Raw genomic sequence first — 24,488 nt, forward strand, 5'->3', positions numbered from 1 at the left:
CAGCACGCAAGGCGGAAAAACGGGTCATTTTTTGCTGCGGCAGCTGGCAGCGGCGTCCATCATTTTCTTCTGCAGCTGGGCGTCCACGCCGTTGTCCGAGTTGGCAACCTGCTTGAGTTCATCGGTGCTCAGCTTGCTGGTGATGGCCTTGTCGCTGCACGCGCAGGCGGCCTTGGCCTTGTCGGCCGTGGTGTGCTCGCCGGCGGATTTCTCGCACTGCGACACGAACTGGCTCTCCGCCCCCGCAGGCCACTCGCCGGCGCTGGCCAGCTGGGGCAGGGTGATCGCGGCGCAGGCGGCCAGGGAAAGGAAAAGCGATTGAAGACGCATACCGTAATGCTCCTTGGGTTCAGGTTGACTCGAAGTATGGCTTGCCCTGCATCAGAGTGAAGGCGAGCGATCAAGTTCCTGCAAGCCTGCCGGTTTCGACCACTCATCGGTAGTTTTATATGCTAGAGTGATCGGCCTCGACAGGTGCGGGTTGCTCCTTTGGCAACCGCAATGCCGAGTTACCATTTTTACTATTCCAGTCACTCTGGTTCGGTCCTGGTTGGCCTAGCGGCTCCTGCCACTGTGAGGCAGGCATACCGCCGAATCTTGTACTGGCTCATCCCAACCCACGTGACCTTTGGTAGGGGTCACCACTAGGAGAGGAGGCGCCATGCCCATCATTACTCTTCCCGACGGCAGTCAACGTTCGTTCGATCACGCGGTTTCGGTCGCCGAAGTCGCCGCATCCATCGGTGCGGGCCTTGCCAAGGCCACCGTCGCCGGCAAGGTCGACGGCAACCTGGTCGACGCCTGCGACCTGATCGAACACGACGCCACCCTGCAGATCATCACCCCCAAGGATGCAGAGGGGCTGGAAATCATTCGCCACTCGTGCGCGCACCTGGTGGGCCACGCGGTCAAGCAGCTGTACCCGACCGCCAAGATGGTCATCGGCCCGGTCATCGACGAAGGCTTCTACTACGACATCGCCTACGAGCGTCCTTTCACGCCTGACGACATGGCTGCCATCGAGCAGCGCATGCAGCAGCTGATCGACACCGAGTACGACGTCATCAAGAAAGTCACGCCGCGTGCCGAAGTCATCGACGTGTTCACCGCCCGTGGCGAAGACTACAAGCTGCGCCTGGTCGAGGACATGCCCGACACCCAGAGCATGGGCCTGTACTACCACGAAGAATACGTCGACATGTGCCGCGGCCCGCACGTGCCGAACACCCGTTTCCTCAAGTCGTTCAAACTGACCAAGCTGTCGGGCGCCTACTGGCGTGGCGATGCCAAGAACGAACAGCTGCAGCGCGTGTACGGTACCGCCTGGGCTGACAAGAAGCAGCTGGCCGCCTACATCCAGCGCATCGAGGAAGCGGAAAAGCGCGACCACCGCAAGATCGGCAAGCGCCTGAACCTGTTCCACCTCCAGGAAGAAGCGCCGGGCATGGTGTTCTGGCACCCGAACGGCTGGACCCTGTACCAGGTGCTCGAGCAGTACATGCGCAAGGTGCAGCGTGACAACGGCTACCTGGAGATCAAGACTCCACAGGTCGTTGACCGCAGCCTGTGGGAAAAGTCTGGCCACTGGGCCAACTACGCCGAAAACATGTTCACCACCGAGTCGGAAAACCGCGACTACGCCATCAAGCCGATGAACTGCCCATGCCACGTGCAGGTGTTCAACCAGGGCCTGAAGAGCTACCGCGAGCTGCCGATGCGCCTGGCCGAGTTCGGTGCCTGCCACCGCAACGAGCCTTCGGGCGCCCTGCACGGCATCATGCGCGTGCGCGGCTTCGTCCAGGACGATGCGCACATCTTCTGCACCGAAGAGCAGATGCAGTCCGAATCGGCCGCGTTCATCAAGCTGACCATGGACGTGTACAGCGACTTCGGCTTCAAGGATATCCAGCTCAAGCTCTCCACTCGTCCAGAAAAGCGTGTAGGCAGCGACGAATTGTGGGATCGTGCTGAGTCCGCCCTGGCCGCCGCGCTGGACGCTGCTGGCCTGCCGTACGACCTGCAGCCGGGCGAGGGTGCGTTCTACGGTCCGAAAATCGAGTTCTCCCTGAAGGATTGCCTGGGTCGCGTCTGGCAGTGCGGTACGCTGCAGCTGGACTTCAACCTGCCAATCCGCCTGGGCGCCGAGTACGTGTCCGAGGACAACGGTCGCAAGCATCCGGTCATGCTGCACCGTGCAATCCTGGGTTCGTTCGAGCGTTTCGTCGGTATCCTGATCGAGCACTACGAAGGTGCGTTCCCGGCCTGGCTGGCGCCAACCCAGGCAGTGATCATGAACATCACTGATAAACAAGCCGATTTTGTGCAATCCGTGGAAAAAAATCTGACGGAAAGCGGGTTCCGTGCCAAGTCTGACTTGAGAAATGAAAAGATCGGCTTTAAAATCCGCGAGCATACGTTGCTCAAGGTTCCTTATCTCCTGGTTATCGGGGACAAGGAAGTCGAAACGCAAACTGTCGCTGTGCGTACCCGTGAAGGTGCAGACCTGGGCTCCATGCCCGTCGCCCAGTTCACCGAGTTCCTCGCACAAGCGGTTTCCCGGCGTGGTCGCCAAGATTCGGAGTAATTATTATTAAGCGTGAAATGAGACAAGATAAACGAGCTGCACCGAAAGCCCCGATCAACGAGAATATCTCGGCACGCGAGGTTCGGTTAATTGGCGCTGACGGCGAGCAGGTTGGCATCGTCTCGATTGATGAAGCGCTTCGTATCGCTGAAGAAGCGAAGCTGGATCTGGTAGAAATTTCTGCCGACGCAGTGCCTCCGGTTTGCCGAGTCATGGACTACGGCAAATCGATCTTCGAGAAGAAGAAGCAGATTGCTGCGGCGAAGAAGAACCAGAAGCAGATCCAGGTAAAAGAAATCAAGTTTCGTCCAGGGACGGAGGAAGGGGATTACCAGGTAAAACTACGCAACCTGGTACGTTTCCTTAGTGATGGGGACAGGGCCAAGATTTCGTTGAGATTTCGCGGCCGTGAGATGGCACACCAGGAGCTGGGGATGGAGCTGCTCAAGCGCGTCGAACAAGACCTGCTGGAGTACGGTTCCGTCGAGCAGCATCCTAAGATGGAAGGACGCCAGCTGATCATGGTCATCGCCCCCAAGAAAAAGAAATAACCACCAGGGCACGGCAGGCCTTGCGGTTATGTTTATCAACTGAATGCGGAGTATCCGAACATGCCAAAGATGAAAACCAAGAGTGGTGCAGCTAAGCGGTTCCTGAAAACCGCTAACGGCATCAAGCACAAGCACGCTTTCAAGAGCCACATCCTGACCAAAATGTCGACTAAGCGTAAGCGTCAACTGCGCGGCAGCAGCCTGCTGCACGCATCGGACGTTGCAAAAGTCGAGCGCATGCTGCGCCTTCGTTAATTTTCGGTCAAAGATAGAGGAAGTTACTCATGGCTCGTGTAAAGCGTGGCGTCATTGCCCGTAAGCGTCACAAAAAGATTCTGAAACTGGCTAAAGGCTACTACGGCGCGCGTTCGCGCGTATTCCGTGTTGCCAAGCAAGCGGTCATCAAGGCAGGCCAATACGCCTACCGCGACCGTCGTCAGAAGAAGCGTCAGTTCCGCGCTCTGTGGATCGCCCGTATCAACGCTGGTGCTCGTGTAAACGGTCTGTCCTACAGCCGTTTCATCGCTGGCCTGAAAAAAGCGTCCATCGAGATCGACCGTAAGGTTCTGGCTGATCTGGCAGTGAACGAAAAAGCGGCGTTTGCTGCGATTGTCGAGAAAGCTAAAGCCACTCTGGCCTAAGTACCCACGACAATCACCCGGGGCCGTTTTCCACGGCTTCGGGTGTTAAACGTCATAAACAGGGGAAGAGCCTTTAAGCTCTTCCCCTGTTTTGTATCTGGAGTCTGTACATGGAAAACCTGGATGCGCTGGTCTCTCAAGCTCTGGAGGCCGTGCAAAACGCTGAAGATATCAATGCCCTGGAGCAGATCCGGGTTCACTTCCTTGGCAAGAAGGGCGAACTGACTCAGGTGATGAAGACCCTGGGCAACCTGCCTGCCGATGAGCGCCCGAAAGTCGGCGCGCTGATCAACGTCGCCAAGGAGCGTGTTACAGAAGTCCTCAACGCACGCAAGGCCGGTTTCGAAGAAGCCGAGCTGAGTGCCAAGCTCGCTGCCGAGCAGATCGACGTGACCCTGCCGGGCCGCGGCCAGGCCTCTGGCGGCCTGCACCCGATCACTCGCACCCTTGAGCGGATCGAGCAGTTCTTCACCCACATCGGCTACGGCATCGCCGAAGGCCCTGAGGTGGAAGACGACTACCACAACTTCGAGGCGCTCAACATCCCAGGCCACCACCCGGCCCGGTCGATGCACGACACCTTCTATTTCAATGCGAACATGCTGCTGCGCACCCACACCTCGCCGGTGCAGGTCCGCTCCATGGAATCTTCGCAGCCTCCGATTCGCATCGTCTGCCCAGGCCGGGTATACCGCAGCGACTCGGATATCACCCACTCGCCGATGTTCCATCAGGTCGAGGGCTTGCTGATCGACCGCGACATCAACTTCGCGGACCTGAAAGGCACCATCGAGGAATTCCTGCGGGTGTTCTTCGAGAAAGAATTGGCCGTGCGCTTCCGTCCGTCCTACTTCCCGTTCACCGAGCCTTCGGCTGAAGTCGACATCCAGTGCGTGATGTGCAGCGGCAAAGGCTGCCGTGTGTGCAAGCAGACTGGCTGGCTGGAAGTGATGGGCTGCGGCATGGTGCACCCGAACGTGCTGCGCATGTCTGGCATCGACCCTGAAGAATTCCAGGGCTTCGCCTTCGGCATGGGCGCCGAGCGCCTCGCCATGCTGCGTTATGGCGTCAATGACTTGCGCCTGTTCTTCGACAACGACTTGCGCTTCCTCGCGCAATTTCGCTAAACGAATTATTAGGAGAGCAGGATGAAATTCAGTGAACAATGGCTGCGTGGCTGGGTAAGCCCGCAGGTCGGCCGCGATGAGCTGGTGGCCCGTCTGTCCATGGCCGGTCTGGAAGTGGACAGCGTCACCCCCGCGGCTGGCGAATTCACCGGCGTGATCGTCGGCGAAGTGCTGAGCACCGAGCAACACCCCGATGCCGACAAGCTGCGCGTCTGCCAGGTCAGCAACGGCACCGAGACCTTCCAGGTCGTCTGCGGCGCGCCGAACGTGCGCCCGGGCCTGAAGATCCCGTTCGCCACCCTGGGCGCCCAGCTGCCTGGCGACTTCAAGATCAAGAAGGCCAAGCTGCGTGGCGTCGAGTCCAACGGCATGCTCTGCTCGCAGTCCGAACTGCAAGTGGGCGAGGGCAACGACGGCCTGATGGAACTGCCGGCCGACGCGCCGGTGGGTGAAGACTTCCGCGTATACCTGGGCCTGGACGACGCCAGCATCGAGGTCGACCTGACCCCGAACCGCGGCGACTGCCTGTCCCTGGCCGGCCTGGCCCGTGAAGTGGGCGCGCTGTACGCCGCTCCTGTCGCACGTCCGGTGGTGCCTGCCGTGGCCGCGGTCAACGACGAAGTGCGCCCGGTGGAAGTGCTGGCGCCTGCCGCCTGCCCACGCTACCTGGGCCGCGTCATCCGCAACGTCGACCTGTCCAAGCCGACCCCGCTGTGGATGGTGGAACGCCTGCGCCGCAGCGACGTGCGCAGCATCGACGCTGCCGTCGACATCACCAACTACGTGATGATCGAGCTGGGCCAGCCGCTGCACGCCTTCGACCTGGCTGAAATCAACGGCGGCATTCGCGTGCGCATGGCCGAGGAGGGCGAGAAGCTCGTCCTGCTGGACGGCCAGGAAGTCACCCTGCGCGCCGACACCCTGGTCATTGCCGACCATAGCCGTGCCCTGGCCATCGCCGGTGTCATGGGTGGCGAGCACAGCGGTGTGACCGCCAAGACTCGCGACATCTTCCTGGAAAGCGCGTTCTTCGACCAGATCGCCGTCGCTGGCAAGGCCCGTTCCTACGGCCTGCACACCGATGCCTCGCACCGCTACGAGCGTGGCGTGGACTTCAACCTGGCCCGCGAAGCCATGGAGCGCGCCACTGGCCTGCTGCTGGAAATCACCGGTGGCGAGCCTGGCCCGATCATCGAGACCGTCAGCCAGCAACACCTGCCGAACATCGCGCCGATCACCCTGCGTGCCGAGCGCGTCAGCCAGATGCTGGGCATGGACATGCCGGCCGCGCAGATCGAAAGCCTGATCGCCGCCCTGGGCCTGGGCATCGTTGCCGAAGGTGAAGGCCAATGGCGCGTAGAAGTGCCAAGCCATCGCTTCGACATCAGCCTGGAAGTGGACCTGATCGAAGAACTGGCGCGCCTGTACGGCTACAACCACCTGCCGGTTCGCTACCCGCAAGCCCGCCTGGCCCCGCAAGCCAAGGCCGAAGCCCGTGGCGAGCTGCCGGAGCTGCGTCGCCTGCTGGTTGCCCGTGGCTACCAGGAAGCGATCACCTACAGCTTCATCGATCCGAAGTGGTTCGAGCTGTTCAACCCAGGCGTCGAGCCGCTGCTGCTGGCCAACCCGATCTCCAACGACATGGCTGCCATGCGCAGTTCGTTGCTGCCGGGCCTGGTCAAGGCGCTGCAACACAACCTCAATCGCCAGCAGACCCGCGTGCGACTGTTCGAAAGCGGCCTGCGCTTCGTTGGCCAGCTGGACGGCCTGAAGCAGGAGCCCATGCTGGCCGGCCTGATTTGCGGCACCCGCCTGCCGGAAGGCTGGGCGCAAGGCCGTGACACCGTGGACTTCTTCGACGCCAAGGCGGACGTGGAAGCGGTGCTGGGCTTCGCCGGCGCGCTGGCGCAGTTCAGCTTCGAGCCAGGCAAGCACCCGGCGCTGCACCCAGGCCAGACCGCGCGCATCGTGCGTGAAGGTCGCGAAGTGGGCTACCTCGGCGCCCTGCACCCAGAGCTGGTAAAAGCCCTGGGCCTGGACCGCGCGGTGTTCGTCTTCGAGCTGGTGCTGGCGGAAGTGGCCGAAGGCAAGTTGCCGAAGTTCTCGGAACTGTCCCGGTTCCCTGAAGTGCGTCGCGACCTGGCCTTGGTGGCGGATCTTGAAGTGCCTTCTAGCGCGATCATGCAGGTTATTCGTGAAAATGCAGGGGAATGGCTCACGGACCTCAGCCTTTTTGACGTCTACCAAGGTAAAGGTATTGATCCCAATAGAAAAAGCCTTGCAGTTGGCTTGACCTGGCAGCATCCATCGCGCACTCTTAATGACGATGAGGTGAATTCCACGACGCAAGCTATCCTCACCTCGCTCGAACAAAGGTTGAATGCCACGTTAAGGAAGTAGCGCATGGGGGCTCTGACGAAAGCTGAGATGGCCGAGCGTCTTTACGAAGAGCTGGGCCTGAACAAACGGGAGGCCAAGGAATTGGTCGAACTGTTTTTCGAGGAAATCAGGCACGCTCTGGAAGACAACGAGCAGGTCAAACTGTCCGGTTTCGGCAACTTTGACCTGCGCGACAAGCGCCAGCGGCCTGGCCGCAACCCGAAAACCGGTGAGGAAATCCCGATCACGGCTCGCCGTGTGGTCACCTTTCGTCCAGGGCAGAAGTTGAAGGCCCGAGTTGAGGCATATGCTGGAACCAAGTCATAACGACGAGCTTCCGCCGATTCCTGGCAAACGCTACTTCACCATTGGTGAGGTCAGTGAACTTTGCGCCGTAAAACCCCACGTACTGCGGTACTGGGAGCAGGAGTTTCCTCAGCTCAACCCGGTCAAGCGCCGCGGAAACCGCCGGTATTATCAGCGCCAGGACGTGCTGATGATCCGGCAGATCCGCGCCCTGCTCTACGACCAAGGCTTCACCATTGGCGGCGCGCGTTTGCGCCTGTCCAGCGACGAAGCCAAGGACGACACCACCCAGTACAAGCAGCTGATTCGTCAGATGATCTCGGAACTGGAAGACGTGTTGGTCGTACTGAAAAAGTAACAAATCGGGTCGAGAAAATACTTCCACTTTTCAAAAGCTTGCGGTATATTCTTGATCGTTCCCTTCAACAAGGAACAGCTCTAAAGCAACAGGTTTCACGCCTAGTCGGGGCGTAGCGCAGTCCGGTAGCGCACTAGCATGGGGTGCTAGGGGTCGAGTGTTCGAATCACTCCGTCCCGACCATATAATTCAATGACTTAGCCACCTTCGGGTGGCTTTGTTGTTTCTGCCATAGTGACTTTCCGAGTGACCCTGGCATTGTTCTTCATCCCTGCCTCCTTTTTAGAATCGTCAGCGCTGGTGCGCGCGAGTCGGTTGCTGATACCTTATTTGCCGCTTCTATGAGCTGGTCCAGTTCTGCTGCCGAGTAGTGACTGGTGATGCTCCCGTTCTTGTGGCCGAGCAAAGCCTTCCGATCCTCCTCAGTCACGCCTGCTGCACGTAGCCTTCTGCCAAAGGTGTGCTTCAGGTCGTGAATGCGGATCCTGGCAAAGCCATCATGGGCCGGCCGCAAGAATTTCTCCTGCCACTTCTTCGCCGCGCGGATCCGAGCCTTCTTCCAGGCTGAATCGTTCATGCGGTGCACAGTCGATTCCTTGCCCTCGCCATCCGGCTTGCCAAACGGAAACACGAACAGCGGGTGTTTGCCGCGCTGTTTCTCGATCACCGACTTGGCAACGTCGTTCATCACCACCAGGCGCTCGTCCCGATTCTTCACGCCGGCCCGCGCGCTCCTGCCTCCAAAGCTCGCCGGGATCAGGAACACGCTTGTTCCCAGTTCCGGCACCGCAATCTCCCAATCCCACTGAAGTTTGCACACCTCCTGCTCCCTGCAACCCGTGTTGACCTTGAACATCGCCATGGTCTGCAGGTGAGCCGGCAGCTCCGCGAACAGAATCGACTGCTCTTCCCAGGACAGAGGGTAGGGCTTGCGACTGCTCGTCTTCTCGTCCAGCAAGGAGATCATCGGCACCACGTCAAGCCATGGCCGCCGCTCATCATCCCGCCACTTCCTGGCGCATAGGTTCAGCACCCTGATCACGCGTTGCAGCGCGATATTCACCGTCCTGTTCGTGACCGGCCGCCCGACATCAGGCTTGAGCTTCGACCTGATGTAGGGCGCCAAGGCGTCGTCATCGATGTGTGTGATCGGCATATCCCCAATGAAGGGGTCGAGCTGCTCCATATAGGTTGCCGAAATGTGGATGGAGGCCTGGTCCTTGACCTCCAGCAGGAAGCGGGTCGCCGCCTCCCGCCAGGTCCTGACCGTGCGCACGCCGTAAATCTTCTGCTGCCGGCGTTTTTCCAAAAGGTGAATCAGGTACTGCTCCGCTTCGGACCGGTCACAAGTGCCAGTGCTTTCCTGAATTCGCTCACCTCGGTATTTCTTGTCGATTTTCCAGATGCCGTTCGGCATTTGCTGGAGCCCCGTAATTGCTTTTTGGGCCATGGCGCATCTCCTGTGGATCCGCCCTGGCGCTCGCTGCGAGGCGGATTGTTGTCCTGATTGGCGGCTTTTTCAATCGCCTTGGCCGTGATGTAGGCATCGGCCCACTCGTCCAGCTCATGCCGGTCGAAGGCAACTCCCTGTTTTCCGATGGGAAATTCCCGTACGTGGGGCCGGACGGTCTTGTTGAATTCATCCCGGCACATGCCCAGGTATCCCGGGGCGTCGCCGAAGCGAATGAACCGCGGCTGAATGCTGGTGGCCTTGGCCGCTGTGGCGTTTGCCATGGGTATGCTCCATCCGCCCTATGGCGGCAGAAGGGGTTAGGGCTTGGCCGGAAAGAACTCGGTGTCGTACTCGACTTGGGTCACCAGCTCTACGGAGATGTGCGGGACCTCGCGCTCGAAACGTATGGTTCCGTATGGATGCTCCAGAAAGCGCTTCGCCTCCTCAACGAACTGGTCTTGGAAGATTCGCACCAGGTGGGCAGCTGCCGCGTCGTAGCGGTCCTCCTGATAGTTGGCAACGCATAGGCCGCCGCGGCACACGCGCCATACCGCCCGCTTAGCTCCATCCTCTGCGGCCTTGACCATATCCCGGGCCTGGTCTCGGGCGTAACGCAGCTGATCGACCGTCAGCGTCTTCAGCCATTCATCTGTGCCAACTCGCAGGGTATGGCCGTGGTCGCATTTTATTTCAGGCATGATTGATCCTTCCCGCCGAACCCCGGCAGGCAGTAGAGAGTGGGTGAGGAAGTTACCTGAGGCGGTCGAAGAAGTTACCGCCCCGACGCTTGAAGCTGGAGCGGGCGAGGCGGCTGGCGTGCGAACCCGCTTGGTACAGGCTGACGTGCTCTTTCTGATAGCCGACGTACAGCACCTCGTCGCCGTCGGCGCTGCTAAGCACGATCATTGCGGCCAGGGGCTCGTGCTCGACCTCGTTGCCTTCGATGTGCTGGGCGATCGCCCTGAACCAGTCGGCGAGCTTTTTCCGCTCCGCCTGGTTGGCGTTGACCTGGGCGTTGTGCTGTCGGCGGCTGGCCGGGAATTTAAAAATCTCGGCGCTCATGCCGCCTCCTTGGCCCGCTGCCACCAATGCCAGGCCCGGGACATGTAGCGATCCAGGTAGCTGCCATTGGTGAGGCGCTGGCTCTGGCACCATGAGATGAGGCAGTTATTGTCCTCGGCGTAGGCCTGTTCGAACTTATCGCGGTCGGTCATGAAGCCAACTCCTTGGGAACCTCAATGGTGTTCCCGAGCTTGAATGCGACGACGGCGCGAAAGATGGCGATCGTTCGCGTATCGCCAACTCGTCGGTCGCATGGGTCGCGGGTCACGCAGGACACCCATGGGTAGCTGTGCCCAGGCTCGACCCACACGTTGTATTTGGCTGCCAGCGCCTCGCCGCGGCGGTCGTCAGCTTCCGTGCAGAACGGGAACATCAGCTGGCCGGCCGACGGGTCATCAATTGAGTCGAGGGCCCAAGCAAGCGCGGTGCCCGAGAGGTTGTCGACGTGCACCTTAATCAGCTCGGGCATTGCATCACCCTCACGCCGGCGTCCTCGATGGCCTTCTTACACGCGTCTCGCATCTGGACGGCCGAGTGGTACTCGTCCATGAAGCTGTCGTCGATGGCGTCCTCTGGCTCTTCCGGGGACTCCGGAGCGGCCGGCAGCCGAACGACTGGAGGCTTGCGTGACGCCAGCCCAATCAGATACTCCAGCGCTCCTTTCTCCTGAGCAGGGTTGAAGCCCAGTTCAGAGGCTGCAGCCTTGATCTGGCCTGAGGCGTTGAAGGATGCGCGCTGGACGGTTCGCAGGTTTTGGAGTTCGTTCAGCAGGGCCAGGATGGCAGCAGGACTGGCGGACTCGACAAGTCGACCGTAGGCCTCGTTCACAGCCTTAAACTCCGGGAATGAGCTGTTACGGCGCACCTCGAACACAGTGCCGGCCGTATTGCGTAGATACCAGGTCCCGCTGTAGTCCACCAGGCGCAGCGGATCGTTCTGCGGGCACGCCTCAGCAAGGCGCTTCAGTTCGGTGTAGTCGATCATGGCTTCATACCCAGTTCGAAAGTTCTTCGCGGACAGCATCCTCTGGCGACCACTCAGCCGGGTCGTCACCGTACTCCAGCAACGAATCGTGCAGCACCGTGGCTGCCTCCCAGGATGGATAGCGCGCCAGGCGCCAGAACCAATACACAGCGCGGGCTTTCCAGATAAGGCTTTTCATCGGCAATACCTCGCCACACCGCTACAGCGGCTGGCTTGAAAGTGAAAGAAATCTGAGGGGAAAGGGCGGGACTGAAGATTTTCCAGTCCGGCTCAAGATTTTCTGAGCGGCGCGGCTTCAGTGATTCCTGGGTTGAGGCGCTTGAACTCGTCGAGGCAGGCGTTCCAGATCGCCGCTTCGCGATCATCGTCAACGGCGGTCATGATGACGGTTCAGGCTTTCGCTCCGGAAGCACCACCGGCGCCTGAGCGGCTGGCTGACTCGCAAATACGTTTCGCGTCGGGTAGCCAGCAGCTTCAGTGTTAAGTCGGTGATCCTTGATCCGATCGTCACCGTTCCACCACTTGCCGTCCTGAAGGAACTGCCACCCAACCGGCTCAGGCGGGCACACCGGAATCGGGTCTGGCGGTTTAATCGCGCGGATGCCTTCCGCCAAGTTCAGCCACTCCTCTACCGTCTCTTCGCCATTCCCGGAAAATTCCGTGCACCCAGTATCGTGGTCATAGCTACCGTGCTCATCGACGTATTCGTTCATGCGGCGCTCGATCAGCTTGGCCGCCGCTTCGATGCCATCTGCGAAGCTTGCGGCTGCTGCCTCGGCCTGATGCACCGGGCAAGGCCACCGCAGCGAGCCGTCGCCGGAGGGGCAGGTGCAGCGGGCGAGTGCAGGTTCTGGCAGCAGCGGCACCAGGTTCGTATCGTTCCAGCCTGCCGGCGCATCACTGGGCACCCAATCGCGCTTGTGGCCGAACACCAGCCAGGAACCATCGGCCTTCCTGTAGAACTGGCCGCTGATGGTGTGCGTGGCGCCAGGTGGCGGGCAGTTGGGGCAGTTCCAGTGGTGGTCTGCCGCAGACTCAACGTTACGGCACGGCTCGCAGTACCCGCCCAGGCCGCACTGGCCGCCGTCCTTGGTGCAGGTGTTCGGCTGGGCCAGCAGGGCGCGCAGTTCTTCTACTGAGGCCAGCCTGTCATTCTCCAAGGCGTCCCACATAGGTCTGCCGGTGTAGTCCTTTGTTGCGCGCTCCAGCAGCTCACGCGGAACGCTGATTTGGTCTTTGCTCATACTGCGACCTCTCTTACCTTGAATTCCCCGTGATCGCAGTGAAAAGTCTCGGGGTCATTCAACCATGAGCAGACGTCTTCAGCCTCGGCGCGAGAAGCGAACCGGAAGGCCTCATGCTCACCGTTGAACTGGCTGACCGAGCCAGCAATGTGCGTGACGTACATTAGGTAATCCTTGCGGTCTTCAAAGATGATGAATTTCGAGCTCACGATCCCACCTCCGGGCTGTCCTTGGTCAGTTGGCTTGATGCTGCATAGATCAAGCTTCGAACCTTCGCGGGATCGAGAATATCGTTGGTGAATTTGAGCGCTGCAGCCAATGCCTCTTCGCATGCATCAATCCGCTGATCCGCCGCGTTCAGGCGCTGCTGGAGGGCGGCCTCGCGGGCCTGGCCCCGCTTTAGGCCAAGCGCGTAGCTCGCATCCTGGAAGGCCATCACCTGCTCGTTGCTGGGCTCGTCCACGGCAATGAATTCCGCGTGGAGCCGATCGATTTCATCCTGGTCATCTGGGTGGTAGTTCATCTATCTGTCCTCTGCGCCTGCCGCAGCAGGCTGGGATAGGGGTGAAGAGTACTTTTGTACTCTTCATTTCTTTTTGTAGGTCTTGGTCAGATCGCTATTCACCGTGTTGCCTCGCCTGAGGATCAGGTTGGCCAACGCGGCGCGGTCTTTCTGGCTATGACTGGCCTGGCTGAGCAGGCCGAAGTAGCTGTTTGCGGTCTCGCGCAGATCCTCGGCCGGGGCCGCAGCCGTGCGTTTCATGGCCTGAGCCACGGATCGCTTGCGGGTGGTTCGCCGCCAGGGCTTGATGACGTGCCCGACGAAGTCCACGCCGCGGTCGACTGGCTGCAGGATGGTCTTGGTCGGGTTCAGCTTGGCGCCCAGCTTCGGAAGGAAGGCTTCGACGTCTGCCAGCCAGGCATTCAACTGTTGTGGTGATTCGTGCAGCAGTACGAAGTCATCGACGTACCGGACGTAATGCTTCACGCCAAGGCGGTGCTTGCAGAACTGGTCCAGGGCGTCCAGGTAGACGTTGGCGAAGAACTGCGATGACAGGTTGCCGATGGGCAGCCCTAGGTCCTCTGGCTGGGCGGCCAGGCGCTTGTGCTGCGGCACCCGAGCGAAGAGGTGGCGCGGGCTGCGCACCTCGTAATCCCAGCGCGGGTCATGCATCAGGATCTGCTCGGCCAGGGCCAGCCACCATGGTTCATCGATCTTGGCGGCCAGCTGCTGGCGCAGCACCTGCTTATCGATGGCGACGAAGAAGTTCGCCAGGTCGCATTTCAGGTAGAAGACCGGCTTCGACCAGTTCTGGCTGGCGCTTCTGATCTTCGACTCAAGCCGGGTAGCGGCGTACAGCGTGCCGCGTCCCGGAATGCATGCGCAACTGTCCGCTATGAAGCTGGCGTAGAAGCGCGGTGCCACATGGTTGTACAGCAGGTGGTGGACGATGCGGTCCCTGAAGTCCGCAGCCCAGACCTCTCGGGCCTTGGGCCGTGTCACCACGAAACAAATGGATCGGCCTGGCCGGTAAGTTCCGGCAATCAGGTCGTCGTGCAGCCCGATCAGGTTCCGCTCCAGGTTCGCTTCGAATGCCAGCGCGCTTTTGCTGTTGCGCTTGGAGCGCCGGCAGTCGTAGTAGGCCTGGACCAGATCGCTGAACGGATAGGGGTTCGAATCTGCGGACGGGGCGGACGCGGAGCTCGTTGTTCTTGTCGTTGTTGTTCTGATTGCCATCATCGAAGTTCATGTTGAATGCGTTGTTGGCGGAGCGCTGCGACCTGTCGTGCTATCTACGTCGCCGCACCGAAGGCCGAAGCCGATCAGCACGGAAACTGCGCGAGACCTACGCGGACGCTTTAGACCGGCGGTATCTCTGATGCGCATGGCGGTGGCCACTGGGCCAGCGGCACGACCAGATTCAAAGTCGCACAGACCAGAAAGCCTTGGCTTTCAGGTAGCGGGCGCGGCGGAGTATCGCTTCCAGGCGTTTGCCTGCTTACCGACAGACGCTGTCAGCTCGATGGCCTTGGCGTGCTGCGGGATGCTGATGAAGCGTTTTTCTTTGAACAGCCTGAGCAGAAACTCAAGCACTTGGACTCGCTCGACCAGGGCTGACAGGTGAAGCACCTTGTCCCGTGCAGCGTTGGCCCGCGCGATCAGCACCATGATCTCGATGCATTCGTCGCGCACCTTGGCGCCGAGCCCCACCTTGAAGTCCCGAGGGATATTCCGTGTCAGGTCGGTTGCCAGGCTGAGAAGGTCAAAAGCGTCCTTGTGGATTCGCAAATCCGTATGCATTGCCATGCGGCGGTATCTCCTTGAAGGGCGGCCGGCCGCGAGCGGCCGGATCAAATAAGGAAATTAATCAATAACTACGCTGCGGACGGGGCGGACGCGGAGCTCGACGCCCTTGACGCCGAGGTTGTACTGACCGCCATCACCGAAGTGCATGGAGAATGCGAAGTTGGCGGAGCGCTGCGAAGACGACCAGTACCAGGTGTCGCGGAAGGCTTCGTCGCCATCCTCCTTGAAGGCCTCAACGCTGGTCTGTGTCGGGGATTCCTTGGAGTACATAAGGCCAACTGGCTCACTGTTCGGGTTATCGCCGTCGCGGCCGTACGCCCAGTTGGCTTCGGTGGTTGGCTTCAGGTGACGGTATTGCAGCTCCTGGGCATCGCGCGCTGGGATCGCCCAGTCGGTGAAGCCATCGATATCCAGGGCCAGCACCTTCTGCGCGAGGTCGCTGCCAGAGGCGGCCATGGCTTCTGTGTTCGCGCGGCTGTCGGTGAAGCTGTCGGCGCCCTCGATTTTCGCGCCGTACTCGCCCCAGGCGCCGACCAGCTCGGCAGACGCCGGTGCGGTGACTATTGCGTAGCGCTTGGCATCCTGCAGCAGGACGCCGGTGAAGAATCCGCCTTCAAAGGCCTCGCCAATGGCTGGGAGCTGAGCTTGCCGGGCTGCTTTCGCGGTTATGGTCATATGCTTTTACCTTTTCGTGGGCAACAAAAAAGGCGCCGTTGCGCCTGCTTTTGAATGAATGAAGGATTAAATAAACAATCTGCGGACGGGGCGGACGCGGAGCTCGTTGTTCTTGGCGCTGCTGAGCTGAAGGCCATCAGCGAAGTGCATGATGAATGCGGTGTCGGCGGAGCGCTGCGAAGATGACCAGTACCAGGTGTCTTTGGCGAACACCTCAGGGCAGGTCAGCCAGCAGTGGTACAGCTCAGCAGCGGCTGGCAGGTAGAAGTCGGCATGACCTTCAGCTTGGTGCTCCTGTGCTGCGACTGCTGCCGGGTGACCTCCTTCCTCGATCAGTGTCAGGGTGTTCGCCAAGCCATCGGTCTTGCTGGTCGCCTTCGACTCCTTCTCTCGACCTCCCCAGGCGTGCTTGCCGACGTCCTTGGATGCAACGATCAGATAGTGCGCCGGCAGATCGCCGCGGGCAGCGACCAGGCCACCGTTGATGCCGCCCTGGCCAGGCCATTCGGCGCCGATTGCAGGAACGGTGGATGGTTCTGGCGAAACGGGAGCGGTGTTGGCCGGCGGCAGCACCTGAGCGAACACGCTGGCCATGGCCAGTTGTGCAAGGGCCGAGGCGGGCATCTTGATGGTCGACTGACCGTGTTTCAGGGTGATCATTTCGGGCTTCATTAGTCATCCTCGAGTGATTGGTCGCTGCACAGTCGCAGCGCTTTGTTTCGGTGGTGGTCGAGCAGGCGCGCCACTTTCGGCGACACCGTGATTTCGTGGCGCGGCGGTTCCAGCAACGGCAGCGCGCCGCCCGGGCCCAGCGCATGCAGGTGATGAATCATCAGCGTCATCGCCTCGCCCTGTTCCTCGATCCCGGCCCACTTCATCAGCTCAGCCAGGGCCTGCTTGGTGCCAGGGCGCACCTTCAGCCTCAGATCCACTTCCTGTAGCGCTGCTGCCTTGGCGTGGCGGCGTTCGTCACGCTGCTGCTGAGTCAGTGCCATGCTGATCTCCATTTCTCACGAAGGTGGTGCCAGGGCCGTACTCCATCAGGTCGCAGACCCGGTTGATGATGCGTAGCGCGGCGTCGAATACCTCGGCGTCGTCCGGCTCGCGGGCCATGCGCCGCATGTTCGGCTGGTGCTCCAGACACACCTTGTCCACCAAGCGGTGGGCCAGCGCGCGGAGTTCGTCGGCGCTGTCGTGGAAGCGCAGACTCAGCGCAAACGCCAAAGCCACATCCTCAGGCCGGTACTGGCCGCCGCTCCGGGTGTTGTAGAGCTTCTTCACCGACTTCATCCACGGCGGAAGGGTCACGACTCCAGACTTCGCTTTTTCCATTTTCGGGCTCCCTCAGGCCGCTGGGCGGCAACTTGACTTGCATCTGGCGCCGCCGCTGCTGCGCTCTGGTTCTGGGTTTCAAATTCAATTCCATGTCCATGTCGTTCCAGCCCGCAGTCCACCAGGCCCACTTGCGGGTCAGGTAGCCGAACGGGCAGGCGCATTTGCTGGTGTGGTTCTGGCGGCCAGATCGACCCTCGTAGTACACGGGGTCGATGTCCTCGCGCCTGTTCACGCCTTCACCTTCTTGTTCCGCTGGCCCAAGGGCACCTTGGGGAAGTTGATGGCGTACTCGCTGAGCAGGCGGTGGAATTTCTCGTAGCTCATGCCGATCTGGTTGCGGGCCTGGGCCCTATTGAGGCCCACATCCCTCAGCGCACAGATGCGTTCCACCAGGGCCTTATCGCCATCCTTGTAGGAAGGGTTGGTGGTGTACCCGCGCTTGAACTTGAAGCCGCCCCGGGCCGCCATGCGCTCCAGGTCCTTCACGCTCAGGTGGAAGGCGTGCGCCGCCTCGGTGATGGTCATGGATTCGGCGCTGGCCGACACCTTGGACTCCAGGGAGGGGCAGAGCGCAATGCTCTTGCCGCCCTGAGTGCGCCCGTTGAAAGCGGTGTCGATGTCGGCGCTGCGGCTATCGACCGGCAGCACCTGGACGACCTTGGCTTCGTTCTGCGCCATCAGTTCGGCAAGCCAGGCGCGGTCGGCGTCCTTTGCGCGGACGCTGTTGAGTTCGAGACTGATCATGCGGCCACCTGCTCCAGGGTTACCCCGGGCATGCTGAATTCGGCGCCTTTCGCCTCCACGATGGCGTCGAGGGCGCCCCAGTTGACGGTCAGCACTGCGATAGGCGCCTGGCCGGCGGCTACCGCTTGCACCAATGCTTCCAAGTCGGTTACCCGCGCTTCGAGTTTTGGTGGTTTTGGTGCGACCTTCGGCGACGGCGCAACCTGGCGCACTGGCGAGGCAGCCGGCTTGACCGGGTCCGTTACGGCGGCCGGTGCAGGCTTCGCGGCCGCTGCTGCCGCTGCGGCAGCAAGCTTCGCTGCTTCTTCCTGGCGAATTGCCTCGCGCTGCTGTTCCAGCCGCGCTTCTTCAGCCTTCTGGTGCTCGCCGATGCGAACTTTGATCAGAGCGCCAAGGTCGTCATTGGCCTTCATGACCAGTTGCTGGACGTCGTTGAACAAGAACAGGTGATCTTTCGCCAGCGTGTCCAAGCTCTGCAGATTGGCGCGGATGCTGTCGCCAATCTGGCTGGCCTCGATCTTGGCGCGGGCCAGTTCAGTGTCTGCTGCGTCGCGCAGGCCTTTGATGCCCTTCTTACCCTTGATGACGCCGGCGAAGTCAGCCGGCACTGCTGGCATGCGTACCTTGCCGGCAAACGAGGCGTTGATCTTCTCGATGTGCTCGTGCAGGGCCTTTGCCGCGGTAATCACGATCTCGTCGCGGATGGCGACCTTGCGAGCCTTGACCAGCTTCTCGAGCTCAAGGCGCTTGGCTCGGACTTGCTCGCTGATCTGGTCGATGGTGCGGAACAGCAGGTCAATCGACTCAGTTTGGCTGAGCGCATGCTGCTTTGCGGCAGCCAGCCGCGATTCTGCTTCCCCGCACCATTTGACCGTCTTGTCCGCGTCAGCGAAGTGCTGGTCGGTCTGTAGATCGGTGTTGATGGCGCCGATTACGGCCAGGGAGTGCGCCTTGAACTGCTCGAGATTGCTGGCGGTAACCATGCCGGTCACTTCAATGCGCAGGGCTGGCAGGCTTTCCGGTGCAGTGCCGACGACCTCTGCAACGACCTCGACGACCTGGTGGTTGGCCAGATCCAGTTCGAACTGCTTCCACCCCTCGATCAGTTGCTCGACGCGGCCCGGAACAGCTCGGTATTCCATGTGAACGAAGTTTTCTGGGGTACCGTCCGAGCAGACGAAGATCACACGCTCTGCCGCACCGACCAGCAATTGCTGCTCGAGCTGCCAGTAGTAGTGGGGTTCCAGCTCGCCGGCGCGCACTTGGGCGACTAGGCCTTCATTCCACAGCTTGTGCTCGAACAGCGTTTCGCCAAGCATCGTCGCGCCGTCCATGGAGGCCAGCAGGCTGCCTTCGGTGGCCACGATAGGGAACAGGTCTTCGCCAATGAGCGCCTCGGCCAGCGGGCGAGCCAGCGCTTCGGTGGCGTGGCCACGGTCGAAGATTCGCTGCTGCTGGGTGGTGACATCCGGCACTATTCCGGTTTTCTTGGCATTCAGCAGCTCAGTGCGCGACTGGTACTTCGAAGCACCCATCATGGCCGGAGCCTCCGAAGCGGTGTTGTAGTTGGCGCGTAGGGCGTGCCATTCGGCCGAGCCCTGGGTCACGTTGTGAATTTTCATGCGGCTTCCCCTTCAATGGGCTTGAGCTGGTTGATTGCGTCGATCTGCTCAGCTGTGAGCGAATACTTGCTGCTGATAGTGGCGATGAGGTGCTCAGGCGAAGACCGTCCGGCCTCAACCGCAACCCGCCATTTCGGGATATTTTCCTGCAGCTTTGCGTCCGGGTAGGCCTCCAGTGGCTCGGGCGCCGGCGCGGGATCTGGCTGGCGCTGCGCCTGCACCTCGCGCGGGCCCTCGTCGAAGACCTTGCCTTCCATCTCGTCGGCGGTAGGCGCCGATCCGACTTCGGGGAACGCCTTACGCAGCGCCTGGGCTTCGGCGCATTTCGCCAGCTGGGCGTAGGAGCGCTTCTTCCACATGGCATTGGGCGCTGCAGTGTCCTTGCTGGACGTGGCGTAGTTCTCCAGCCACCGCTCGTTGGCGGTGTATTCGGCGACCAGGCCGTTGCTCATCTGGCGCTTCACGGTCACCCGACACCACTCGGGGTAAGTGACCTCGACGCCGCCCAGGGTCGCGGTGATTGGGGGGCCATACTCAGGCTCGCTGATGCCGGCGTACTGGCCGGTGCGTGCCGCCTGGATGCGATACAGGCCAACGCCAGGCATAACGGTGTCCACCATCTTCCCGGCTGCCTTGCTCCAGATTGGAACGATGTGCACCGGCTTCAGCATCGGGTCTAGCTGAGCGGCCTTGCAGTAGGCCAGCACCATCACGACCGAGTTGTGCGCGGCGCCAGGGTAGAGGCTGCCGCTGAGCACTTGGATCAGAGTTTCTTCGGATACGGCCGGCAGATGCTCGGCCTGCTTCATTAATGCGCTCACGACAAATCCTCGCGCTCCATGCGGGGCGCTGCGATAGATAGGGGAAGGGGGTTACTTGACGTTGTAGGCGTAGCAGAACCAGAGGAGGGCGATCATGGCTCTTGCTCCTGCGCGGCCCGCTTGGCCTCGCGATGCTGAATGGCGCACTGGGCGTGCTGGGTTCGCCAGCCGCCTTGGTGCCGCTCGAAGTGGCCCGCGCCGGCGGCCACATGGCCGTGGCACCGGTAGCAGGTGCCGGGGTACTTATTGCGCATTTCGCTGCTCCTTGCTGTAGCGGTGAACCCACAAGCCTTGATGCTCGCGGTACGACTTGACTGGCCAGCCGATGAAGCCCAGGCGCTCGGCGCGCTTGATCACGTCAGCAGGGTCGGTGCCGGCCACTTCTTCGAGCTGCTCGTCGATCAGCGTTTTCACGGGTGCAGTGCTCATGCCGCCTCCTTGCGCCGCTGGCAGATCCGCCGCAGACGCGCGCTGTAGTAGTGGAATTCTTCAAGGGTGATGAGAGGCTCAAAGGCCTGCATCGCGTTGATGATGATTTTCTCGACGTGGGCCTCGTAGAAGCGCGGGGCGTCCGGGCGCTCAAGATCATCCAGCGCCTGCGAGATTTGTACGTGCACGCTGGCCGGGCTGTTCATGCGTCCCAGTCCTCTGCCATCTGCTCCAGCGCCAGATCGAACCAGGGCTCAACCAGCTCCAGAGCTACTTCGTGCGGAGTTGTCGAGCCCATTAGGCTCTGCGCGAACGTCTTGGCCGGCGCGCCTGCGATCCCTGCGAGCACTAGTCGCGCAAAGAAAGGCTCTTCGTCCTGAACGTCAATTCGGCGCTGATTTAGCAGGGCCTCGACCTTTTCCAGGAAATCTTCCTGGCTGATCACCTTCGTCTGCCGACGAGTGCGAATTACTACGTCACTGCCCAGCACAAGCTGCTCTGCAGCGTTATGCGACCAGTTGTCTGCGGCCTCTTCACGGTCCGAATTATCCGCTGGGCATGCGCTGTCCCAGCGAGCTTGTGCTGCTGCAAGTGCGTTCATGGTCGCCTCCAGGGCGTGGACCGCATTGGTCAGATACCAGGCACGGGTGACCAAACCCAGCCGTGAGACTGGCCTGGCACCTGCCGATGCGGTCTTGAAAAGGGAAGGGGTGATGCAGAAGGCCGGGCGCTACTCCGGCTTTGGAACGTTCATGCTCTGTGTAATGGCCGCAGCGCGTTCGGTATCGCCCGATTACTCGGCAAGGCTGCAGTACGTCCGAATCCAGGGGCCTGTTTCCGGCTAAATAGGAGCCGTCACCTACCCACCTTGGTTCCAATCTCCAAGGAGCGATCCCCATCGAGTCATGTCGTTGGTAGCGTGTCTGATTTCCACGCCGCTTCTGCATCGGGGTGTGATCTGAACGCTGGGAAGGGTCTTGCACCCTCAACTCCCGTGCACTGGGCTTTACTTTTAAGCTACCCGGCTCATACCCATTCACGGTGCCCCGCTACTGAATATGCAGATCACACTCCGATGCAGCCTCTTTCGAGGTGATCGGGCGGGCCTTTCCCGCTCGGTCGGTCTATCCCGCTCACTGTCACCGTCATTTCTGGTCGTGTGGGCTAGACCTCCCACGCCTTCCACCAGGGCTCATACGGTTTTGCGTTGCTAAGGTGCAGATGACCGGAGCTGATCCCGGCATGACTATTAGCGGCCTTAGTGACACCGGGGTTTCACCGGGGCGAAGGTTTCAGCCGCTTATTCTTGGACTCGCCGTGGCCACCTGGGCGCTTACTCACTCTACCGGCCACGATTCCCGCGATCCCTCAGGTCTTACACTTGCGCATCAGCCTGCGCATTCATCTGCATCGGTTCTGCGCCTTCACCATCTAGTGGCACCGGAGGCAATCCCTACCCGGAATCAAGGCGCAGACCGATGGGCACTCTTGCGAATGCCTACGGAGTCAGTGGAAGTCCACGGCGCCGTTGTCGGCCGCCAGCTCGAAAGCCTTCTGCCACTGCTGGTATTTCTCCCAGAAGTAGCCGCCGATCGCCTCAGCCTTTGCTGCGAACTCGGCGTAATCCTTGGCCAGCTTGGCGCTGACAACCGGCCCGATGGTGCCCTCGCAGTCGCTGAAGTTGATCTGCTCAGCGAAAGGCCCCTGCGCACCGTTCCAGCAGGCCACGCAATGGCTGAAAGCCGCGCTTCCGTTCCTGAAGTAGGAGCCTTGCTCGTAGCCAGCAAGCTTGGCCAGTTCGTCGCGCCACCCGTTATAGGTGCCGTACCCGGTGCTTAGATCGGTGCTCTCACCCTCCGACCTGTAGGCCATTCCCTCCTTCAGGCCTTCGAAACGACCGGGGAAATCCTGATTGTCGTAAAAGGTGGTGAGGCCGTCCCAGTCCACCAGGCAACCGTCCTCGTCCCGCTTAGCATCTGGTACTTCGACCAGCTTGCTGTACGCCATCACGTCCAATCCCATCGTCTTGCCCTCCAGGGCGGTTGATTTCCCGTCAGCCCCTCGCGAGAAGGGCTGCCAGTGAAATCTGGTCTTGCTGGCCGGTGTTACTCGCCACCTCCGGCTGGGCTGAACGCAACATCCGTTCGTTTCCGCCCCATGCGCGTCGCCGCGGTTTCCCCACCTGGCCGGCGTCACACATTTCGTGATCGATGATCTTCCGGCTGGCTTGCATGGTTTGGCGTCCTCCCATGTGGGGAGTCCGGCAGCTTCCAGAGGCTGCATGGGCGGCGGTTTAGCTCAATCTCCACCCAGGTAAGGGCCTGGGTACGTCGCGGGGGTCACGTCAGGTTGTGTAAAGAGCGGTTCGATCTGCTTTCGCGTTTCGATGGGTGAACATTACGCCCTGTAATATTCATCGTCAATACTCATCGTAATAAAAATTTTCGAAGGCGTAATAAATTACGGCTTTGCCGCCGAACGGCAGCCGAGGGAGGGGAATCGCGGGTACAAAAAAGCCCGCGCTTGGCGGGCTTCAGTTATTTGCGTTTGGGTGATCGCCGGACCGTGGACCACCAGAAGACCCGGCCGAGCATCTTCACTTCGTCCCGGTACTGCTCAGCAGTCATGATCTCGTCAGGGAACTCATCAGTGTTCTCGCTGCGAACCCGAACCGCGCCACCTGGCAGGCGGTACAGGTATTTCACCCTGAGCATCCCGCCATGATTGAAGGCGTAGATCTCCCCATCGATGATGATGGTGTCGGACAGGTCAAAACCAATCGCTGCGCCGTTGAGTATCAGCTTCTCCATGCTGGTGCCGCGAATCCTGGCTACGGCCGCGCTGGCGCAATCCACCCCAGCGGCACGCAGCGTTGCGTTACTGAATCGCAACGTCCTGTCAGCTACCTCTACCACTTCCGTCATACCGTCTCCGCCGGCAAATTCGACCTCGGCGTAGTAAGGCACTTCGCAATCATCTTCGTCTAGTGGGTCGCCCTCATCCCAGGCAACCATTTCACCGAGATACTCAGCGTTCGCCTCGACTCTGGCGGCCTGGACTGGCGCAGGACCGGGGTTGATCGTCATGGGTGGCAGGCCCAGGAACTTCAGCACAGAGGCGATCACCTCAAGCGATGGCTCGCGGCGGCCACTCATCCAGTGTGCGACCGCGCCCTGAGTGACCCCAAGGTGCTCGGCCAGGTTCTCCTGGGTGATCTTGCGTTCTTTCATCCTGGCCTTGGCCAGCTCGTTCCATTTATTCATCAGCACATCATTACGCCCTGTATGCCTTCCTTCCAGTAACAGCCCGTAATGTCCGCTTGCGCAATATCATTACTGATCGTAATATCTTCGCAAGAGTACGGAGAACCCCTATGTCCAACATGAAGACGATTCGCGAAAAGGTCGGCGTCACCCAGGCGGCCTTGGCCCAGACGGTAGGCCTGACCCAAGGCGCTATCGCCCATTACGAGAACGACCGCCGCAAGCCAGGCCTGGAGGAATGCCGGCGCATTGTCGCCGCGCTCAATTCCAGCGGGGCGGGCGTGACTCTGGACGACGTTTTCCCACCTGCCAAATCAGCAGCCTAACAACCTCGACAGCCACTAGGAGCAACGCCCCATGTACCAGGACCCCAGCCAAAAACGCGACATCCCCGTGAAGGTCCGTTTCGAGCCCGTGCTCGACCGGATCCTTCGCAAGGCGGCCAACAAGTCTCGCCGTCAGCACGCGACGTACCTCTACGAACTCATTGAGTGGGCAGTTGCCAACGGCGCCGTCGAGGAGCTGATGCAGGACGACCAACAAAATATCGCGGGCTGAAGCCCCTCTGGAGGGCCGAATGCTTTTCGATAGGAAGCAGTTAT

General features: G+C 60.7%; 37 protein-coding genes and 1 tRNA gene. 11 read left to right on the forward strand and 27 right to left on the reverse strand.

Translation table 11 applies throughout. The features are described 5' to 3' along the window. Window positions 1-24 precede the first annotated feature (24 nt). Window positions 25-330: a hypothetical protein gene (locus ACWKWX_RS12625; protein ID WP_483827875.1), complete on the reverse strand. Its 306-nt coding sequence runs from the start codon at window positions 328-330 to the stop codon at window positions 25-27. A 331-nt stretch (window positions 331-661) separates the two neighbouring features. Here ACWKWX_RS12625 and thrS point away from each other — a divergent pair, with 331 nt between their 5' ends. The 9 genes from thrS (at window position 662) to ACWKWX_RS12670 (ending at window position 8,129) form a co-directional block, all read left to right on the forward strand. After that, entirely contained in the window at window positions 662-2,584 is a 1,923-nt protein-coding gene (thrS, locus tag ACWKWX_RS12630) for a threonine--tRNA ligase (RefSeq protein ID WP_416425649.1), read from the forward strand. Next, window positions 2,584-3,135 carry a translation initiation factor IF-3 gene (gene infC, locus ACWKWX_RS12635; RefSeq protein ID WP_176572446.1) on the forward strand — a complete coding sequence of 184 codons (552 nt, stop codon included), beginning with the start codon at window positions 2,584-2,586 and terminating at the stop codon, window positions 3,133-3,135. Before thrS ends, infC begins: the two co-directional genes overlap by 1 nt. Window positions 3,136-3,195: 60 nt before the next feature. Beyond that, complete coding sequence (gene rpmI, locus ACWKWX_RS12640) at window positions 3,196-3,390, forward strand: 50S ribosomal protein L35 (RefSeq protein WP_027620572.1); 195 nt, start codon at window positions 3,196-3,198, stop codon at window positions 3,388-3,390. 29 nt (window positions 3,391-3,419) lie between these two features. Then, window positions 3,420-3,776 carry a 50S ribosomal protein L20 gene (gene rplT / locus ACWKWX_RS12645; RefSeq protein WP_002553161.1) on the forward strand — a complete coding sequence of 119 codons (357 nt, stop codon included), beginning with the start codon at window positions 3,420-3,422 and terminating at the stop codon, window positions 3,774-3,776. Window positions 3,777-3,886: 110 nt separating this feature from the next. Continuing rightward, window positions 3,887-4,903, forward strand: a complete 1,017-nt coding sequence (pheS, locus tag ACWKWX_RS12650) for a phenylalanine--tRNA ligase subunit alpha (protein ID WP_416425648.1) — start codon at window positions 3,887-3,889, stop codon at window positions 4,901-4,903. A gap of 21 nt (window positions 4,904-4,924) precedes the next feature. Next, entirely contained in the window at window positions 4,925-7,303 is a 2,379-nt protein-coding gene (gene pheT / locus ACWKWX_RS12655; RefSeq protein ID WP_416425647.1) for a phenylalanine--tRNA ligase subunit beta, read from the forward strand. Window positions 7,304-7,306: 3 nt separating this feature from the next. Then, window positions 7,307-7,609, forward strand: a complete 303-nt coding sequence (gene ihfA, locus ACWKWX_RS12660; protein WP_002553164.1) for an integration host factor subunit alpha — start codon at window positions 7,307-7,309, stop codon at window positions 7,607-7,609. After that, window positions 7,590-7,946, forward strand: coding sequence for a MerR family transcriptional regulator (locus tag ACWKWX_RS12665; RefSeq protein ID WP_158155781.1), 357 nt, complete (start codon window positions 7,590-7,592; stop codon window positions 7,944-7,946). Before ihfA ends, ACWKWX_RS12665 begins: the two co-directional genes overlap by 20 nt. A gap of 106 nt (window positions 7,947-8,052) precedes the next feature. Continuing rightward, window positions 8,053-8,129 (forward strand) — tRNA-Pro (locus ACWKWX_RS12670). A gap of 82 nt (window positions 8,130-8,211) precedes the next feature. Here the strand turns inward: ACWKWX_RS12670 and ACWKWX_RS12675 are convergent. The 26 genes from ACWKWX_RS12675 to ACWKWX_RS12800 all read right to left on the reverse strand — a co-directional run bounded on the left by ACWKWX_RS12675 (window position 8,212) and on the right by ACWKWX_RS12800 (window position 23,886). Beyond that, window positions 8,212-9,363: a tyrosine-type recombinase/integrase gene (locus ACWKWX_RS12675; RefSeq protein WP_483827954.1), complete on the reverse strand. Its 1,152-nt coding sequence runs from the start codon at window positions 9,361-9,363 to the stop codon at window positions 8,212-8,214. Beyond that, complete coding sequence (locus ACWKWX_RS12680) at window positions 9,264-9,680, reverse strand: hypothetical protein (RefSeq protein WP_483827876.1); 417 nt, start codon at window positions 9,678-9,680, stop codon at window positions 9,264-9,266. The genes ACWKWX_RS12675 and ACWKWX_RS12680 overlap by 100 nt, the downstream gene beginning before the upstream one ends. A gap of 36 nt (window positions 9,681-9,716) precedes the next feature. Beyond that, complete coding sequence (locus ACWKWX_RS12685; protein WP_483827877.1) at window positions 9,717-10,097, reverse strand: hypothetical protein; 381 nt, start codon at window positions 10,095-10,097, stop codon at window positions 9,717-9,719. A 52-nt stretch (window positions 10,098-10,149) separates the two neighbouring features. Continuing rightward, on the reverse strand, window positions 10,150-10,461 hold the full coding sequence (locus ACWKWX_RS12690) for a hypothetical protein (RefSeq protein WP_483827878.1): 312 nt from the start codon (window positions 10,459-10,461) through the stop codon (window positions 10,150-10,152). Continuing rightward, window positions 10,458-10,613 carry a hypothetical protein gene (locus ACWKWX_RS12695; RefSeq protein ID WP_483827879.1) on the reverse strand — a complete coding sequence of 52 codons (156 nt, stop codon included), beginning with the start codon at window positions 10,611-10,613 and terminating at the stop codon, window positions 10,458-10,460. The genes ACWKWX_RS12690 and ACWKWX_RS12695 overlap by 4 nt, the downstream gene beginning before the upstream one ends. Further along, window positions 10,610-10,930 (reverse strand): hypothetical protein, encoded by a 321-nt coding sequence (locus ACWKWX_RS12700; RefSeq protein WP_483827880.1) that lies wholly within the window; start codon window positions 10,928-10,930, stop codon window positions 10,610-10,612. Before ACWKWX_RS12700 ends, ACWKWX_RS12695 begins: the two co-directional genes overlap by 4 nt. Then, on the reverse strand, window positions 10,918-11,445 hold the full coding sequence (locus ACWKWX_RS12705) for a hypothetical protein (RefSeq protein ID WP_483827881.1): 528 nt from the start codon (window positions 11,443-11,445) through the stop codon (window positions 10,918-10,920). The genes ACWKWX_RS12700 and ACWKWX_RS12705 overlap by 13 nt, the downstream gene beginning before the upstream one ends. A 4-nt stretch (window positions 11,446-11,449) precedes the next feature. Then, window positions 11,450-11,623, reverse strand: coding sequence for a hypothetical protein (locus ACWKWX_RS12710; protein WP_483827882.1), 174 nt, complete (start codon window positions 11,621-11,623; stop codon window positions 11,450-11,452). A gap of 199 nt (window positions 11,624-11,822) precedes the next feature. Beyond that, on the reverse strand, window positions 11,823-12,689 hold the full coding sequence (locus tag ACWKWX_RS12715; RefSeq protein ID WP_483827883.1) for a hypothetical protein: 867 nt from the start codon (window positions 12,687-12,689) through the stop codon (window positions 11,823-11,825). Next, on the reverse strand, window positions 12,686-12,898 hold the full coding sequence (locus ACWKWX_RS12720) for a hypothetical protein (protein ID WP_483827884.1): 213 nt from the start codon (window positions 12,896-12,898) through the stop codon (window positions 12,686-12,688). Before ACWKWX_RS12720 ends, ACWKWX_RS12715 begins: the two co-directional genes overlap by 4 nt. After that, a complete protein-coding gene (locus tag ACWKWX_RS12725) occupies window positions 12,895-13,212 on the reverse strand; it encodes a hypothetical protein (protein WP_483827885.1) in 318 nt (105 codons plus the stop codon). The genes ACWKWX_RS12720 and ACWKWX_RS12725 overlap by 4 nt, the downstream gene beginning before the upstream one ends. A 63-nt stretch (window positions 13,213-13,275) precedes the next feature. Next, the gene (locus tag ACWKWX_RS12730) at window positions 13,276-14,430 is read right to left on the reverse strand and encodes an RNA-directed DNA polymerase (RefSeq protein ID WP_483827886.1); all 1,155 of its coding nucleotides are present in this window, start codon (window positions 14,428-14,430) and stop codon (window positions 13,276-13,278) included. Between the two features lie 213 nt (window positions 14,431-14,643). Beyond that, the gene (locus ACWKWX_RS12735) at window positions 14,644-14,997 is read right to left on the reverse strand and encodes a four helix bundle protein (protein ID WP_008369864.1); all 354 of its coding nucleotides are present in this window, start codon (window positions 14,995-14,997) and stop codon (window positions 14,644-14,646) included. A gap of 57 nt (window positions 14,998-15,054) precedes the next feature. Further along, the gene (locus tag ACWKWX_RS12740) at window positions 15,055-15,672 is read right to left on the reverse strand and encodes an Lcl C-terminal domain-containing protein (RefSeq protein ID WP_483827887.1); all 618 of its coding nucleotides are present in this window, start codon (window positions 15,670-15,672) and stop codon (window positions 15,055-15,057) included. Between the two features lie 66 nt (window positions 15,673-15,738). Then, on the reverse strand, window positions 15,739-16,344 hold the full coding sequence (locus tag ACWKWX_RS12745) for an Lcl C-terminal domain-containing protein (RefSeq protein WP_483827888.1): 606 nt from the start codon (window positions 16,342-16,344) through the stop codon (window positions 15,739-15,741). Then, window positions 16,344-16,667 carry a hypothetical protein gene (locus ACWKWX_RS12750; protein ID WP_483827889.1) on the reverse strand — a complete coding sequence of 108 codons (324 nt, stop codon included), beginning with the start codon at window positions 16,665-16,667 and terminating at the stop codon, window positions 16,344-16,346. Before ACWKWX_RS12750 ends, ACWKWX_RS12745 begins: the two co-directional genes overlap by 1 nt. Continuing rightward, window positions 16,642-17,004 (reverse strand): DUF7740 domain-containing protein, encoded by a 363-nt coding sequence (locus ACWKWX_RS12755; RefSeq protein ID WP_483827890.1) that lies wholly within the window; start codon window positions 17,002-17,004, stop codon window positions 16,642-16,644. The genes ACWKWX_RS12750 and ACWKWX_RS12755 overlap by 26 nt, the downstream gene beginning before the upstream one ends. A gap of 231 nt (window positions 17,005-17,235) precedes the next feature. Beyond that, complete coding sequence (locus ACWKWX_RS12760; RefSeq protein ID WP_483827891.1) at window positions 17,236-17,751, reverse strand: hypothetical protein; 516 nt, start codon at window positions 17,749-17,751, stop codon at window positions 17,236-17,238. Next, window positions 17,748-19,373, reverse strand: coding sequence for a YqaJ viral recombinase family protein (locus tag ACWKWX_RS12765; protein ID WP_483827892.1), 1,626 nt, complete (start codon window positions 19,371-19,373; stop codon window positions 17,748-17,750). Before ACWKWX_RS12765 ends, ACWKWX_RS12760 begins: the two co-directional genes overlap by 4 nt. Further along, entirely contained in the window at window positions 19,370-20,182 is an 813-nt protein-coding gene (gene bet / locus ACWKWX_RS12770; protein WP_483827955.1) for a phage recombination protein Bet, read from the reverse strand. The genes ACWKWX_RS12765 and bet overlap by 4 nt, the downstream gene beginning before the upstream one ends. Window positions 20,183-20,286: 104 nt before the next feature. Then, complete coding sequence (locus ACWKWX_RS12775; protein ID WP_483827893.1) at window positions 20,287-20,448, reverse strand: hypothetical protein; 162 nt, start codon at window positions 20,446-20,448, stop codon at window positions 20,287-20,289. Further along, on the reverse strand, window positions 20,438-20,623 hold the full coding sequence (locus tag ACWKWX_RS12780) for a hypothetical protein (protein WP_416425626.1): 186 nt from the start codon (window positions 20,621-20,623) through the stop codon (window positions 20,438-20,440). The genes ACWKWX_RS12775 and ACWKWX_RS12780 overlap by 11 nt, the downstream gene beginning before the upstream one ends. Continuing rightward, a complete protein-coding gene (locus tag ACWKWX_RS12785) occupies window positions 20,620-20,829 on the reverse strand; it encodes a hypothetical protein (protein WP_483827894.1) in 210 nt (69 codons plus the stop codon). The genes ACWKWX_RS12780 and ACWKWX_RS12785 overlap by 4 nt, the downstream gene beginning before the upstream one ends. Continuing rightward, entirely contained in the window at window positions 20,826-21,224 is a 399-nt protein-coding gene (locus tag ACWKWX_RS12790; RefSeq protein ID WP_483827895.1) for a hypothetical protein, read from the reverse strand. Before ACWKWX_RS12790 ends, ACWKWX_RS12785 begins: the two co-directional genes overlap by 4 nt. Window positions 21,225-22,129: 905 nt before the next feature. Beyond that, window positions 22,130-22,630 carry a hypothetical protein gene (locus tag ACWKWX_RS12795; protein ID WP_483827896.1) on the reverse strand — a complete coding sequence of 167 codons (501 nt, stop codon included), beginning with the start codon at window positions 22,628-22,630 and terminating at the stop codon, window positions 22,130-22,132. Between the two features lie 530 nt (window positions 22,631-23,160). Continuing rightward, a complete protein-coding gene (locus ACWKWX_RS12800) occupies window positions 23,161-23,886 on the reverse strand; it encodes a LexA family transcriptional regulator (protein WP_483827897.1) in 726 nt (241 codons plus the stop codon). Between the two features lie 110 nt (window positions 23,887-23,996). Between ACWKWX_RS12800 and ACWKWX_RS12805 the strand changes: the two genes are divergently transcribed. Together ACWKWX_RS12805 and ACWKWX_RS12810 are read left to right on the forward strand one after the other, a co-directional pair. Then, complete coding sequence (locus ACWKWX_RS12805) at window positions 23,997-24,212, forward strand: helix-turn-helix transcriptional regulator (protein WP_483827898.1); 216 nt, start codon at window positions 23,997-23,999, stop codon at window positions 24,210-24,212. A gap of 31 nt (window positions 24,213-24,243) precedes the next feature. Next, window positions 24,244-24,444, forward strand: a complete 201-nt coding sequence (locus ACWKWX_RS12810) for a hypothetical protein (RefSeq protein WP_268143322.1) — start codon at window positions 24,244-24,246, stop codon at window positions 24,442-24,444. Window positions 24,445-24,488: the final 44 nt, after the last annotated feature.

Source organism: Pseudomonas imperatae (assembly GCF_057128625.1).